The organism is Photorhabdus heterorhabditis (genome assembly GCF_001280945.1).
Taxonomy (GTDB): domain Bacteria; phylum Pseudomonadota; class Gammaproteobacteria; order Enterobacterales; family Enterobacteriaceae; genus Photorhabdus; species Photorhabdus heterorhabditis.
The window spans coordinates 1-13,901 of the sequence record NZ_LJCS01000035.1 but is presented as its reverse complement, the minus strand read 5'-3'; the positions used below and the strand labels follow the sequence as shown (position 1 = coordinate 13,901).

Genomic DNA, 13,901 nt, shown 5'->3' with positions numbered 1-13,901 from the left:
AACACGGCTATGATTTTTTCTCAATTCGGCAACAAATTCACACAAGATGCAGGTATAACCCGCCTGATGAATGATCTTAATCAAGGGTTGAGGACTCCCGGTGCAATTATGCTAGGCGGTGGCAATCCGGCACATATCCCGAAAATGGATGACTATTTTCAGCAATTACTCACTGAGATGGCCGCAAGTGGTCAACTGGCTGACACGCTATGTAACTATGATGGTCCTCAAGGTAAAGATACGCTAATTCAGGCACTGGCTGAGATGTTGCGCGAAAAGCTTGGTTGGGAAATTGGCACACAAAATATTGCCCTGACCAATGGTAGCCAAAGTGCATTTTTCTATCTGTTTAATCTGCTTGCTGGGCGCAGTGAAGATGGTTCTATTCGTAAAGTGCTGTTCCCACTGGCACCGGAATATATTGGTTATTCTGACTCAGGGCTAGATGACGGCTTATTTGTTGCCAATAAACCCAATATTGAATTATTACCAGAAGGTCAATTCAAATATCACGTTGATTTTGACCATCTGAATATTACCAAAGATATTGGCTTGATTTGTGTTTCCCGCCCAACCAACCCAACCGGTAACGTTATCACTGATGAAGAGCTACAACGGCTAGATCGCTTGGCCCAGCGACATCAAGTCCCACTGCTGATTGATAATGCCTATGGCGTCCCCTTCCCTGGTATTATTTTCAGCGAAGCCACGCCATTGTGGAATCCCAATATTATTCTGTGCATGAGCTTATCCAAATTAGGTCTACCGGGTTCACGCTGCGGAATTATTATCGCTAACGATAAAATCATTAATGCGGTCAGTAACATGAACGGTATCATCAGCCTTGCACCAGGTGGTGTTGGTCCAGCAATGGCATTGGAAATGATCCGTCGCAATGACCTGCTTCGCTTGTCACAGGAAGTTATCCTCCCGTTCTATCAACAACGAGTTCAGGACGTGATTAAGATTATCCGTCGCTATCTGCCAACAGAGCTTTGCCTTATCCATAAACCAGAAGGTGCCATTTTTCTGTGGTTATGGTTTAAAAACCTGCCGATAACAACAGAAACGCTTTACCAAAGACTGAAAAAACGCGGTGTGCTAATGGTTCCAGGTCACTATTTCTTCCCCGGACTGGAACAGAACTGGCCGCATGCTCACGAATGTATGCGTATGAACTATGTTCCTGACCCAACAAGTATCGAAAAAGGTATTGCAATTCTGGCGGAAGAGATTGAACTGGCACATCAGCAAGCCGCCTGACATTAACAATAAAAAGCTCCTGCTGGGAAATGCAGGAGCTAAATGACAACGAGGACTTTTACATGATTATTATCAGAGTTTGTAGAATGTGTTATGCATTAAGAAAAAGAGAATAAACATTCCTTATCTATCTACTCTTCTTAAACAGTAGCTATTTAATCAGAAAATTATAAATCCAATAGCTTGAATAGGCCGGTTTTTGTGCGTTTACTGAGGGCTAGTGCAAAGCATTAGGTTTGGCGGGCCAATCGGGAAATGTTCAGTCTCGTAAGCTTCAATCAGCAAAACCATAACTTCCATATAATCAAATTCGGGAGATCCAATTTCAGGCTGATTATCAAACCATGGTGAGATGGCTTTTAAAGCTGCCTTATAATCCTGCTCTGTTCTGATTGGTTTAATATTCATAGCTTACTCCGGCTCAATTATGTTGGCGTCTATCGCATCATATTGCTGATGTGTTCCAACAAATTTCACATGCCACTAGTCAATCGGGTAAAAAATGGAAACAATTAAGTGTATTAGCTCAGACCAAATTACTTTACCCTTAAAGATGGTTTAAATTAATAGGCTACATAACGCATTATATGGCTTGAATTGCTTTTTATTCATCAAAAAGATATAGAAAAAATCGTGTGACATAAAAAATTCACCATTCTCAGGTGTTCGTCCTATGTTCAATGTTGCATAGTGTGATTATAGTAGTTGATATAGAAGCCTTTAGCTAAGCTCTCTTGGTAAATATTAGTCACCCGACAAGTAACAGAGAACTTAGGTAAAGTGGAATATTCTGGCTGTTTGACCATACGAGATCTATAGAACCGATGAAGAGTAATAAATTAATTCTATTTTGCGTCACATTAGGATGGCTGTTAACCAGCGGATGTACCAGCATCATGATGCACTCAGGACCTAGCCGCGGTTATTATCCCGGCACCAAAGCAAATATCGAAATGCTGAAAGATAATGATACTGGCTGGGTAGTGAGGCCATTGCTAGCGATTGACCTCCCTTTTTCTGCGCTGTTAGATACCCTTTTATTACCTTATGACTATATAAAATCTGATGAGGACCAGTCAGCAAGTTCACCAAAAGAACGCATTGAAAAAATAGAAAAAGCACAAAATTAGCCTAAAACCAATTAATCACTCGTTCTGATTGATTGCACCAATGGATAGAGCCAACTGGTAGCAAATATATTTATTTTAGTCCGGTCTCCACCAGGAAAATTTGCATATAGCCATCAACTTCACGCATAAAGGCAACATGACAGCTATCAGGTGAAATCACAACGGCATCCGCCGCAGGTGCTTTCTCGGTACGCTTTGTCAAACGCTGCATTTGACTATTTTGTACATCACACCACATCACACTGTTATCACAAATAAAAACAACATACTGACCGCTTCGATCCCAACTGAAAGCAGATTGAATACCATAATTACTTTTAGTTATCTGACACAGTTCGCCCCCATTTGGCGATATTGTCCACAGTTGTATAATGCTATTGTCATCTTTCATCAGAAAACCAATCTGCTCACCATCCGGTGAAGCCCGTAGCCAGTGACGCGGATTAATCACCACCCCCGGCCAGCGTTTGTGATTGGTAAATGTTAAACGGCGTTGCTTTACGCCAGCAGGCGGAGCAGGCAATGTTGTTTCCGTACCTTCCAGTGGTTTTTCCCCTGCTATTGCATAATCAGCATCCTGTTCGGGTAAATCAACAATATAAACTTCTGGTACTTTTTTCCCTGTTTCAGGGGAAATAGTATCACCAATAAATGCTAACGCCCAACGCTGCCAACGGTCATCCTCTTTACGATATCCAGCTTGACCGACCCAACACTCTTCATAGGCTCGGTTAATCTCATCACTACCCGGCTCTGGCTGAGGTGTTGTACTACTGACTACAACGGAGAAATAGCTACCATCATGTTCACGGGGATGTCGTTTAGATGATTCAACAGATTTGAGAGGCACCGCTACGGCGATATTGCGCAAATCCAATGCTGGATCAAGCTCATGCATAACATGGTCGTTATAAGTAAAACTCAGACGACTACCATCTGGGCTGAATACATGAACATGGCTACCTCCGCGTAGCGCTCCCGGTGTATAAGGTGCGGTAATATCCATGGCATCCAATGTGACCGCTTTTCTGGGTAAATCCTCACTGACAATCACCCCTCGCCGGTGATGAAAATCATAATGCCATTGCTCATCTGGGAATTCAGGCCCATGAATAAACGCGTACCGGACGGGTTCTGTTGGGCTGACCGTCACCACGCCAACATGAGCGCCCTCTTTGGCCTGATAGATAATTTCTGTTTTGCCACTGTATGCATGAATTTTTTCTATTGTTAAACCGGTAAAAGAAGCCCCATGGGGACGAACATCATAAACTAACCACTGGCTGTCTGGTGTCCAGACATTAATATTAGTAAGCTGGTGGCTACGATTGTCAAACGTGATTTGCCGTTCCTGAAAGGCCATTACATTATCCTTATATCAGGTTTTTTTCGGATAAATAATAGTAATCCGAAATAGATAGAACTAAAAAATTTCAGTCGAGACTTTACCATTTCGACATTACCCTTATCTTTTTACGCTGTGCACATCGAATAATCTATGTTACTGAGTGTTCTTTATATCATTGGTATTACTGCTGAAGCGATGACAGGCGCTTTAGCCGCTGGCCGCCGTAAGATGGATATGTTCGGCGTGATTATTATTGCTTCGGTCACTGCCATTGGCGGTGGCTCCGTTCGGGACATACTTCTTGGGCATTATCCCCTTGGTTGGGTTAAACACCCTGAATATATCGTAACCGTCGCCTGCGCCGCTGTGATAACTACCTGGGTCGCCCCCATGATGAAACATTTACGCCGTCTGTTCCTGATCCTTGATGCCATTGGTTTGATTGTTTTCTCCATTATCGGCGCCCAGATTGCATTGGATATGAACTATGGCCCGATCATTGCTTCTATTGCTGCGGTTATCACCGGCGTTTTCGGTGGTGTGTTACGCGATATGTTATGTAACACCATTCCGTTAGTTTTCCAGAAAGAGATTTATGCCGGTGTCTCCTTTGCCGCTGCCTGGTTATATATTGGCTTACAACACACGCCGTTACCGCCAAACGGCATTGTTCTGATTACCCTGATCGCAGGTTTGACAGCAAGATTGGTTGCTATTCGCTACCGTCTTGGATTACCTGTCTTTAATTATGAGCACTCCGATCACTGAACCATATCAACGGGGTTAACCACGACCCCATTTTCCCGGTCAAAACCCGTTATCCCTGCTACTGACAGTTTATCTGCAATCATTTTAATCTGTGCGTCATTGATAAAATCAGACAATTTTTTCAATTGCCCGGCAGTGAACTGTTGTTTTAACTGTGCTCCGGCTAATTTCTGCTCCAGCTGCCGCCAGTGATCAACATCGTCGGACAGCTTAGCCATATAAGGCACCCCAATGCCTTTCATCCAATAAGAAAAAGGCTGATTTTTTGCCTTGCTGAATTGTGAATAAATAGCCCGTGCTCGTTTATCCCCAATTCCCGGTAAAGCCTCAATTTGTTGAACTGAAAGCGCTAACCAACCGGTTAAATCAGTGACTAATTTCTGTTCAGCCAACATTGCCCAGCTACCGCTACTGACACCTGTCATGTGCAGATTTTCACCAAGCCATTTCAGTCGCGCATTAAACTGTTGTTCACAGCCCGCCGTTAACGTCAGACAACTCAGCGCATGATAACGCTGCTTATCGGGTGGCTGAATATCCTGACGCTCTTTAATCCGCCACACCACTTGATCTAATTTCGGGATACCATGACCGGCTAGTGTAAGAGTCACCCGATCCCCCGGCAACACATCCAACTGTTGCCAACGACGGACCGACCCAATATTGACTTGGCTGACTTGTCGGTCATCCAGTTTTACCTTATCCAGCCCAAGCACAACTGAGATTTTGCCCGTTCTGCCAATAGTAAAACTCACTTCCCTGACATGTGTGACCTGATGGCGCAAAGGGTGTTTCCATGCCACAGCCCAACTGTTAGATCCAGACCGCCACTGATTTCCTTTAGGTTCAATTTCCTGTTTCAGCACGATACCGTCTGTGGCAAAAGGCATAGGTTGTTCAAAATAGCGCATCCGCAGTTTCTGTACTTGTTCTGGTTTCTCTATTTTATGGCTATAGCGAAGCGCTAATGGAAAACCCATATCCGCTAGTTTTCGCAATTTATTTTCCATCTCGGCAGGACCATCCGGCCAGCTCCAGATAAACAAACCTACTTGCTTTAATTCTGGCGAATGCTCCTTGCGCATCATCAAACCCGCAACACGATTACGGGCACCATCACTGCCGGATAATTGTTGTCTATGCCCCTCTTTATGCAGAAAAAGCTCTCCTTGCAACACCATATAAGGCGGTGCATTTTCTATATTCTGCTGAATACCGGGAATATGTCGGCTTTTCGCTGTCCAATCTATGCCTTCAGAACCATTACCCCGGCTGATTAATGAAACTAATTTTCCTTTCTGGTAAACCAATGTTACCGCCACGCCATCAATCTTTGGCTGTAACCAGACAGGTAATCTGCCCTGCAACCATCGATTAATTTCCCGTTCGTCTTTTAGTTTACTTAATCCAGTATGAGCAACCGGATGAACAAGCTTATTATCCGTAATAACTGCCACAGGAAAATCTGAATGAGGTACTTGTTTCAAACAGAGTTGCCAATGAATTAGCTCCGCCATTAATTGATCATAAACTTCATCATCGATCTCGCCGATCCCTTTCTGACGATAGAGTTGATCCCATTGAGCCATCTGTTGCATCAGACTTTTTGTTTCACGTTGTAATTTGTCTTGCGACCATGCAGGGCAATCTTTCTCTGTATCCAATGTCTCAGCCGCAACTATCGGTGCACTGAAAATAATGAACAGAATTAATATCAATAAATTAAGCATCCGTTGCTCCTTGGCTATCCATGCATAACAGCAAAATAGAGGATAAAGAGAGGCTGTCCAAGGCTAAAATAATAACTTTGCGAAGCGGTTCGAAGGAATAACTTTCTGAAATCCCAAGATAACGAACTTTTTCATATACTGCATAGAGCGGATATCACAGTGACAACCTAATTCATTTAACTATTTGTTGCATTGCAATTAATAATTAAATGCATATGCTACTCTAAATATACCCTATGGATTTCAAGATGGATCGCGGCGGCAAGGGAGCGAATCCCCGGGAGCATAGATAACTCTGTGACCGGGGTGAGTGAATGCAGCCAACAAAAAGGCAACTTGAAAGATAACGGGTATACTTGCATATAAATAACTCAGGAGAGCATTTATGGTCACAGAAACAATCGATCATTCCACACTAAATCGGCTGGTTGAAGCCGGCGCTGTTAACTCGGTACATGTGGTAGGCCATAACGATGGATGGACTCTGATGGTGAAATATGGCGCGGTGGAGCGTCCTCTGATTGCCCAGCGCAGCCGCCAAGTACGCCTGTTTAAACGACTGGAAACCCTTGTCACTTATCTTAAAGACATAGGCATTGCACAGTTCAATGTAGATGCAGCCAATTATAATCTGGGTACACCAACGAAAACGGCCCGTCCAGACCGTGCAGAAGCTCTGAAACGGGCGCATAAGGCTGCTGCCTATGATGCATGGTTCCGTCAGCAAGTTCAGGCAGCTATCGATGATCCCCACCCCAGTGTTCCTCATGAGGAAGTTAAAGCACGGTTTGCAGCCAAAAAAGCGGCCCTACGTAAGGAGATATAATGGAGCTGGAATGGAAGCCAATGGCTTTGGCTGATCGTGAAGCTATTATGGAATATATCGCGCTGGATAATACGCTGGCTGCAATTGAACTGGATAATGAATTTGAAGTGACGGCAGAAATGGCCTGCCAACATCCCAATATGTATAAACTTGGTAGGGTAAAAGGGACACGGGAGGCTGTCGTTCATCCCCATTACGTGATGATCTACCAGGTTCGGAGAAACCTTTTACAGGTACTCAGAGTGTTACATACCGCCCGGCAATGGCCCTAGCTATTCACGGTGATAAAATTTTTCTTACATTGTTTCTGATATATACCCAATAGATTTCAAGATGGATCGCGACGGCAAGGGAGCGAATCCCCGGGAGCATAGCGAACTATGTGACCGGGGTGAACGAGTGCAGCCAGAAAGATAACGGGTATATCCATCTAGCTGCGAGCGAGCTGGCGCTAGAACGATCATAGCGCCTGAATATGTCATCATGTAAAAAATACCCGCTCAATCCGGGCAATTTTTCTCTGTATTCAATGTCTCATCGACAACTATCGGTGTACTGAAAACAATGAACAGAACCAATATCAATAAATTAAGCATCCGCTGCTCCCTGACTATCCATGCATAACAGCAAAATAGAGGATAAAGAGAGGCTGTCCAAGACAGAAATAATAACTTTGCGAAGCGGTTCGAAGGAATAACTTCCTGAAATCCCAAGATAACGAACTTTTTCATATACTGCATAGAGCGGATATCACGGTGAAAATCTGATTCATTTAACTATTTGTTGCATTGCAATTAATAATTAAATTCTAAGTCTTTCAAGAAGCAGGATACTTGATTGTTTTTCCGTTACCCATCATACTTATGCGCATACTTTTGCGCATAGGAGTAAACACCATGAATACCGTTACCTCTCCCCGTAACAGCACCAAAAGAAGCACCAACGTGTACCTGACAGCTTCACTGGTCGATAAAGCCCGTAGTATGGACATGAATCTCTCAGCAACACTAGATATCCTTCTGGCGCAGGCTATAAAAGCTAAACAGGATGAGAGAGAGAAAGAGAAAGAAGATATGCAGGCTATGAACATATTCATGGCGAAAGCTGGAATGCTTACAGACGATGAATTTTTCGGGAGCCTGTAATGCCACAGCAATTTGATGTGTATCGTAATCCATCGGCCAAAACAAACAAGCTTTGGCCGTTTTACCTTATTATCCAGAATGATTATTTTGATGATTTAACAACAAGGATTATTGTTCCTCTGGTATCTAAAAATGACATTAGCCTCAACCAGAAAAGAATCACCCCTCAGGTGGTCATTAATAATAATAGTTATTATATATTTACACCAGCAATAACGTTTCTGGATGCAAAAAAAATCAACAAATCAGATTTTGTATGCAACGTAGCCTCATCCAGAAATGAAATTATCTCAGCCCTCGATGCCATCATAACGAACACCTGAACCCGCAAAGAGAAGAAAGATAACTAGAACCGTCAGACCCCTTCGTGCGGAGAATGTAAAAAATACCCGCTCAATCCGGGCAATTTTTCTCTGTATTCAATGTCTCATCGACAACTATCGGTGCACTGAAAATAATGAACAGAATTAATATCAATAAATTAAGCATCCGTTGCTCCCTGACTATCCATGCATAACAACAAAATAGAGGATAAAGAGAGGCTGTCCAAGGCTGAAATAATAACTTTGCGAAGCGGTTCGAAGGAATAACTTCCTGAAATCCCAAGATAACGAACTTTTTCATATACTGCATAGAGCGAATATCATGGTGAAAACCTGATGTATTTAATACTTGGTTCAGTGCTGCTATCAATAATCTCCGCCCCCAGTGGTTTTCATCGAAAACAGAGTCTTGACAACTTACAAACTTATCACATAAGATAAGATTAAGGGCAATATTGAATATGAACTGGAACATTGAACTCTATGATGGCGTCGAGGATGCAATCCTCAATATGCCACCCAGAATTCAGGCTCGCATGCTAAAACTGCTTGAGCTCATTGAAGAACATGGCGCTAATCTTGGAGAGCCACACACTAAGTCAATGGGAAAAGGTCTATTCAAGATTCGCGCCAAAGCGCAAGAAGGTCTAGGACGCGGATTGTTTTGCTATCTACAAGGTTCAAATATCATTGTCCTTCATGCGTTTATTAAGAAAAACCAGAAGATATCTAAAAAGGATCTTGATCTCGCTTATGAACGAATGAAAGAGGTTACAAAATGAGTAGCTTAAAGTCTCTAAAATCCCAAGCATTAGCTAACCCAGATGTAAAAGCTGAGTATGATGCGCTAGAACCAGAATTCGAGTTAATTAATACTCTATTACGCATGCGGCGTGCTGCTGGTTTAACTCAAAATCAAGTTGCACAGCGGATGGGAACGAAAGAAGCGAATATTTCCAGGCTTGAAAAAGGAAATGGAAACCCAACACTTAAAACACTATTGAACTACGCCAGAGCTTGCAATTGTGAACTGCATTTTGGTTTCAAAACAATTTAATCCAAGCGATATAGAAAAGCATCTTCGGGTGTTTTTCATATTTGTTTTCTTTTGTAATAGCCATGCGGGTGAACAACCGAAGGGTTAGCTGGGTAAGCTTCAATACCAAAGTGCATAGCGATACGGTTAGTCAATCTATTAAGTATTATTTTGTTATCACAAACCACTAATCAATGACGGAATAAAATATAATAACTCAGCCTATCGAATATTCATTTGAAATCTCATTGCGTATTCCCGATGTTATTATCAAAATCAACTTTCAAATAAATATCAAAAGGCAATAATTTCACGAAATAGTTTGAAAAGAAAACACTACCCAAAAATAACGGACTTTTTATAAATTATATAGAACAAATATTACGACAAAAATATTAATAATTATACATTTCCAGCTTTGTGATTAATCATTAGTAAATTAATTTATACATTTACATATTATTAGCAACTATACCCAATAGATTTCAAGTTGCAGTGCGGCGGCAAGTGAACGCATCCCCAGGAGCATAGATAACGATGTGACTGGGGTAAGTAAACGCAGCCAACAAAGCAGCAGCTTGAAAGATGAAGGGTATATAATGATATAAATAAGGTTTCATAATTCTGATACACACATGATCTTCGACCCTTACTATACATAGGATTATACGTTGTACAAGGTATAGCACTATTTTGGAATGTTATTTATATTTCCGCTAAGTTCTTCTAATCAAACTTAAAAATTGTAGTTTTTGTCACTTATTTGGTAGAAAAACAATTGAAGCCGGATTAAAAAATAGACTTGTCATTAGGTATTAATTATTTTTCCTATTATATTTAAAGAATAGACAACGTTCTTCATATCAGTAGAAATGCAGCTTAACCCGCAAGGGATAGATTTCATGACATAGACTCCCTGTGGGTAAAAGATAAATTCTATATAACCTTCATTAGGAGAATAATATGAGTCAAAATAACGATTTCTCACCAAATATGGATACCAACGATAATCCTATAAAACAATATTGGCAACCAAACAGGAATAGTGACGCTGATAATAATACGCCCATCGCCTCTACTAAAGAGGCAACTGCCATGTTATTACCAAATGGCAGAGTGATCGCTTGGGGAAATGGCCCTAGTAGTCAAATCCCGCCCAACATTGCTCAATTACAGGATATCGTTAGCCTGAGTGCAACAGATGATACTTTTACGGCACTACGGAAAAACCGGAGCGTGGTCGCCTGGGGAAACGAAAACGAAGGTAACGATGGCCAAGTTCCACCCGACATTTCCCAATTAACGGATATTGTCAGCCTGAAAGCAACAAATTCTGCTTTCGTGGCTCTACGAGCAAACAGAAACATAGTCGCCTGGGGCAATGAATTTTCTGGCGGTCAAGTACCTGATGAAATTGCTCAATTGCAGGATATTACCAGCCTGAGTTCAACAATAAACGCATTTGCAGCCCTACGAGCAAATCGCAGCGTAGTCGCCTGGGGAATTAAGAATTGGGGAGGTCAGGTTCCGCCAGAAATTGCCCAATTGCGGGATATTGTCAGTATTAGTGCAATAGCTTCTGCTTTCACAGCTCTACGGTCAAACCGCAGCATCGTCACCTGGGGATTCCAAGACTTAGGTACTCAAATCCCACCAGAAATTATTCAATTGCAGGATATTGTCAGCATAAGCGCAACAAATTTTGCTTTTGCGGCTCTACGGGAAAATCACAGTGTCGTTACTTGGGGCGCCCCATCTTCGGATGGCAATATTCCGTCGGATATTGCCCAATTACAAGATATTGTCAGTCTGTGTACAACATCGAGTGCTTTCGCGGCCCTACGGGCAGATCGCAGTGTGGTTGTCTGGGAAGGTAATGATATCAAAACTCCACCCGAAATTGCCGTATTGCAGGATATTATCAGTATAAGTGCAACAGAAACCGCATTTGCAGCCCTACGGATGAACGGTAGCGTCGTTGCCTGGGGATATGGCAATTATCAAGGCAATCAAGTCCCTCCCGGGATAACTCGATTACAAGATATCGTTAGCCTTAGTGCATCAAGAAACTCATTCACAATAGTGCGAACCAATGGTCAGAGGGTAGGCTGGGGCTCTATTTACGACAATAAACTACATAATGAATATGATAGTTAGTTAATCCATTGAGCAGAAGTTTTACGGTACAGAAAAGGTAAATCCGATATGACCTTATTAGGAGAAGAAGATGAACCAAAATAACAATTTCTCACCAAACATGGATATCCGCGATAATTCTATAAAGTTATACCAACAATTTGGGACATACGGTAATAGTAACTCCAACGACAAGATCTGCATCGTCCCTACGGCCTGGTCAACCGCCATGTTATTACCAAATGGCAGAGTGATCGCTTGGGGAGATGATGATGTCAGAAATATCCCACCCGAAATTGCTCAATTACAGGATATAGTCAGCCTGACTTCAACAACCTCTGCTGTAGCCGCACTGCGGGCAGACCGTAGCGTGGTCGCTTGGGGTGATCGAGACAAGGGCGGCGAAGTCCCACCAGAAATTGCCAAATTACGGGATATTGTCAGTCTGAGTTCAACGTCGAGTGCTTTCGCCGCCCTGCGGGAAAACCGTAGTGTAGTCGTTTGGGGAGCTCCAGATCAGAAAGCGCCAAATTGTGGAAGCCCAATCCCACCCGATCTTGCTGAATTACAGGACATTGTCAGCCTAAGTTCAACACATTCTGCCTTCGCCGCCCTACGAGCGAATGGTAATGTGGTCGCCTGGGGAAATCCATATCAAGGAGGGCAAGTCCCATCTGACATTGCCCAGGACATTGTCAGAATAAGTACAACTGCGAACACATTCGTGGCCCAGCGGGCGAATGATCAAGTAGTCTCCTGGGGTAAATATTCTGTACCTTCTAATATAGACTACAAGTATTTCGTCAGCCTAAGTTCAACATGGGCTTCTTTCGCAGCCCTGCAAAAGGATGGTAGCGTACTCTCCTGGGGAGATGGAGAATCAGGCGGCAGCGTTCCGACAGAAATTGCCAATTTGAAGGATATTGTCAGCCTAAGTGCAACAGACAAAGCATTTGCTGCCCTGCGGGCAGACCGTAGTGTAGTTACCTGGGGTAATCCGAACTCTGGCGGTCAGGTTCCACCCGAAATTGCCTCATTAAAGGATATAGTCAGCCTACATCCCGCAATAAGTTCACATCTAGTAAGAGGCTCATTCGCTGCCTTGAGGGCAAACCGCAGCGTAGTCATCTGGGGGGCAAGTACCAGCATCCCACCCGAAATCGCCAACTTAACGGACATTGTCAGCCTAAGTGCAGCAAATGATGCGTTCGCTGCCTTACGGGCGAATGGTAGCGTGGTCTCTTGGGGACACTGTGGTCCAAACGTCAAACTCCCATCTGGGATAGCCCGATTACAGGATATCGTCAGCCTAAGTACAACAGGTAAATCTTTCGCAGTCTTACGACAGAATGGTCAGATATTAGCCTGGGATGTTGGTAACGATAATATAGTACATAGTGAATATGATGATTAGCCCATTGTTATTATGAATCATTAAAAAAACACTAAAACCAAGGCTGAGCCATATACCTCGGTTCAGCCTGTCGTTTATTCCATTTGAAATATCGGCTCCCTTTCCCACTGTTATTACTAAAATAACCGTCCAAATAAAGATGAAAAGACAATAATTCCACTAAACAGTTTGGAAAATAAATAACTTCAGCTCTGCTTAAGAACAGAGATTTCAGAAGCACGTAGATTCAGACCCAGTCTTATCGCTTGGAATGTAAATGCGCCGCTTCTATGCGTTTCGTGCATTGACTCAAGCATTTTTATGCCGATAACGTATCAATAGTAAGTTTGTCAGACATTTGTTCAAGCTTAGTCCGGTGATTTTCATCACTGTTTCACGGTCGATACTCGCACTTCGGTGACTGTTCTGACAGTCACCGTAAGATCCTCTTTTAACATGAATCATTGAATACTGATTAAGAACTCTCAGCACGAGTTAGTGGCGTATTTGCTCAAGTTCGTTCTGACTCAACCCGGTCGTTTTCATTATCGTTTCACGGTCGATACCCATGTCGATCATCGCACACGCGATTTTCAGGATCCCCCGTTTTTCGCCTTTATTTAATCCTTCTTGGAGTCCTTCCTGCCGTCCTTCAATAAACCCTTTCTGGTGCCCTTTCTGCTCCAGTTTCTGCGCTATTGTCATCAGTACCTCCTCATACCTCGGGGACTGTTCTGCCAGTCGCCGGATAAAACCCTCTGGATCGGCAGTATCTCCCGCCTGTAATAAGTAGTTTAGCACGC

The 13,901-nt window shown here is 42.9% G+C and carries 16 protein-coding genes and 2 pseudogenes; 11 read left to right on the top strand and 7 right to left on the bottom strand.

The window, feature by feature from the left end:
* Positions 1-9: 9 nt before the first annotated feature.
* Complete coding sequence (locus AM629_RS12860; RefSeq protein ID WP_054479537.1) at positions 10-1,263, top strand: valine--pyruvate transaminase; 1,254 nt, start codon at positions 10-12, stop codon at positions 1,261-1,263.
* A 234-nt stretch (positions 1,264-1,497) separates the two neighbouring features.
* Here AM629_RS12860 and AM629_RS12855 read toward each other — a convergent pair.
* Together AM629_RS12855 and AM629_RS24225 are read right to left on the bottom strand one after the other, a co-directional pair.
* Positions 1,498-1,671, bottom strand: a pseudogene (locus tag AM629_RS12855) (helix-turn-helix domain-containing protein); the annotation flags it as partial.
* A 340-nt stretch (positions 1,672-2,011) separates the two neighbouring features.
* Complete coding sequence (locus AM629_RS24225) at positions 2,012-2,161, bottom strand: hypothetical protein (protein WP_167338262.1); 150 nt, start codon at positions 2,159-2,161, stop codon at positions 2,012-2,014.
* Here AM629_RS24225 and AM629_RS12850 point away from each other — a divergent pair.
* Positions 2,088-2,393 carry a YceK/YidQ family lipoprotein gene (locus AM629_RS12850; protein ID WP_054479533.1) on the top strand — a complete coding sequence of 102 codons (306 nt, stop codon included), beginning with the start codon at positions 2,088-2,090 and terminating at the stop codon, positions 2,391-2,393. The genes AM629_RS24225 and AM629_RS12850 overlap by 74 nt on opposite strands.
* 70 nt (positions 2,394-2,463) lie before the next feature.
* Here the strand turns inward: AM629_RS12850 and AM629_RS12845 are convergent, their stop codons facing one another.
* Positions 2,464-3,756 carry a YidR family protein gene (locus AM629_RS12845; protein WP_054479532.1) on the bottom strand — a complete coding sequence of 431 codons (1,293 nt, stop codon included), beginning with the start codon at positions 3,754-3,756 and terminating at the stop codon, positions 2,464-2,466.
* Between the two features lie 135 nt (positions 3,757-3,891).
* On the opposite strand from AM629_RS12845, the gene AM629_RS12840 reads away from it, so the two are divergent.
* Positions 3,892-4,509: a trimeric intracellular cation channel family protein gene (locus AM629_RS12840; RefSeq protein WP_054479529.1), complete on the top strand. Its 618-nt coding sequence runs from the start codon at positions 3,892-3,894 to the stop codon at positions 4,507-4,509.
* Here AM629_RS12840 and ligB read toward each other — a convergent pair.
* A complete protein-coding gene (gene ligB, locus AM629_RS12835) occupies positions 4,503-6,239 on the bottom strand; it encodes an NAD-dependent DNA ligase LigB (protein WP_054479528.1) in 1,737 nt (578 codons plus the stop codon). The two genes, AM629_RS12840 and ligB, sit on opposite strands and share 7 nt — an antisense overlap.
* Positions 6,240-6,624: 385 nt before the next feature.
* On the opposite strand from ligB, the gene relB reads away from it, so the two are divergent.
* A complete protein-coding gene (gene relB / locus AM629_RS12830) occupies positions 6,625-7,065 on the top strand; it encodes a type II toxin-antitoxin system RelB family antitoxin (RefSeq protein ID WP_054479526.1) in 441 nt (146 codons plus the stop codon).
* Positions 7,065-7,337, top strand: a complete 273-nt coding sequence (locus tag AM629_RS12825) for a type II toxin-antitoxin system RelE/ParE family toxin (RefSeq protein ID WP_054479524.1) — start codon at positions 7,065-7,067, stop codon at positions 7,335-7,337. The genes relB and AM629_RS12825 overlap by 1 nt, the downstream gene beginning before the upstream one ends.
* Positions 7,338-7,565: 228 nt before the next feature.
* On the opposite strand, the gene AM629_RS23960 is transcribed toward AM629_RS12825, so the two are convergent.
* Positions 7,566-7,796, bottom strand: a complete 231-nt coding sequence (locus tag AM629_RS23960) for a hypothetical protein (RefSeq protein ID WP_149616156.1) — start codon at positions 7,794-7,796, stop codon at positions 7,566-7,568.
* 165 nt (positions 7,797-7,961) lie between these two features.
* On the opposite strand from AM629_RS23960, the gene AM629_RS12820 reads away from it, so the two are divergent.
* On the top strand, positions 7,962-8,210 hold the full coding sequence (locus AM629_RS12820) for a type II toxin-antitoxin system CcdA family antitoxin (protein WP_083451921.1): 249 nt from the start codon (positions 7,962-7,964) through the stop codon (positions 8,208-8,210).
* On the top strand, positions 8,210-8,533 hold the full coding sequence (locus AM629_RS12815; RefSeq protein WP_054479519.1) for a CcdB family protein: 324 nt from the start codon (positions 8,210-8,212) through the stop codon (positions 8,531-8,533). The genes AM629_RS12820 and AM629_RS12815 overlap by 1 nt, the downstream gene beginning before the upstream one ends.
* Before the next feature lie 70 nt (positions 8,534-8,603).
* Here AM629_RS12815 and AM629_RS12810 read toward each other — a convergent pair whose 3' ends face one another.
* Complete coding sequence (locus AM629_RS12810; RefSeq protein WP_054479517.1) at positions 8,604-8,903, bottom strand: hypothetical protein; 300 nt, start codon at positions 8,901-8,903, stop codon at positions 8,604-8,606.
* A 91-nt stretch (positions 8,904-8,994) separates the two neighbouring features.
* Between AM629_RS12810 and AM629_RS12805 the strand changes: the two genes are divergently transcribed.
* The 4 genes from AM629_RS12805 (at position 8,995) to AM629_RS12790 (ending at position 13,119) form a co-directional block, all read left to right on the top strand.
* A complete protein-coding gene (locus tag AM629_RS12805) occupies positions 8,995-9,315 on the top strand; it encodes a type II toxin-antitoxin system RelE/ParE family toxin (RefSeq protein ID WP_054479515.1) in 321 nt (106 codons plus the stop codon).
* Entirely contained in the window at positions 9,312-9,590 is a 279-nt protein-coding gene (locus AM629_RS12800; protein ID WP_054479513.1) for a helix-turn-helix domain-containing protein, read from the top strand. Before AM629_RS12805 ends, AM629_RS12800 begins: the two co-directional genes overlap by 4 nt.
* A gap of 942 nt (positions 9,591-10,532) precedes the next feature.
* Positions 10,533-11,726, top strand: a complete 1,194-nt coding sequence (locus AM629_RS12795; RefSeq protein ID WP_054479511.1) for an RCC1 domain-containing protein — start codon at positions 10,533-10,535, stop codon at positions 11,724-11,726.
* A 70-nt stretch (positions 11,727-11,796) separates the two neighbouring features.
* The gene (locus tag AM629_RS12790; RefSeq protein WP_054479509.1) at positions 11,797-13,119 is read left to right on the top strand and encodes an RCC1 domain-containing protein; all 1,323 of its coding nucleotides are present in this window, start codon (positions 11,797-11,799) and stop codon (positions 13,117-13,119) included.
* Between the two features lie 474 nt (positions 13,120-13,593).
* Here AM629_RS12790 and AM629_RS12785 read toward each other — a convergent pair.
* Positions 13,594-13,901: pseudogene (locus AM629_RS12785) on the bottom strand (ISNCY family transposase); the annotation flags it as partial.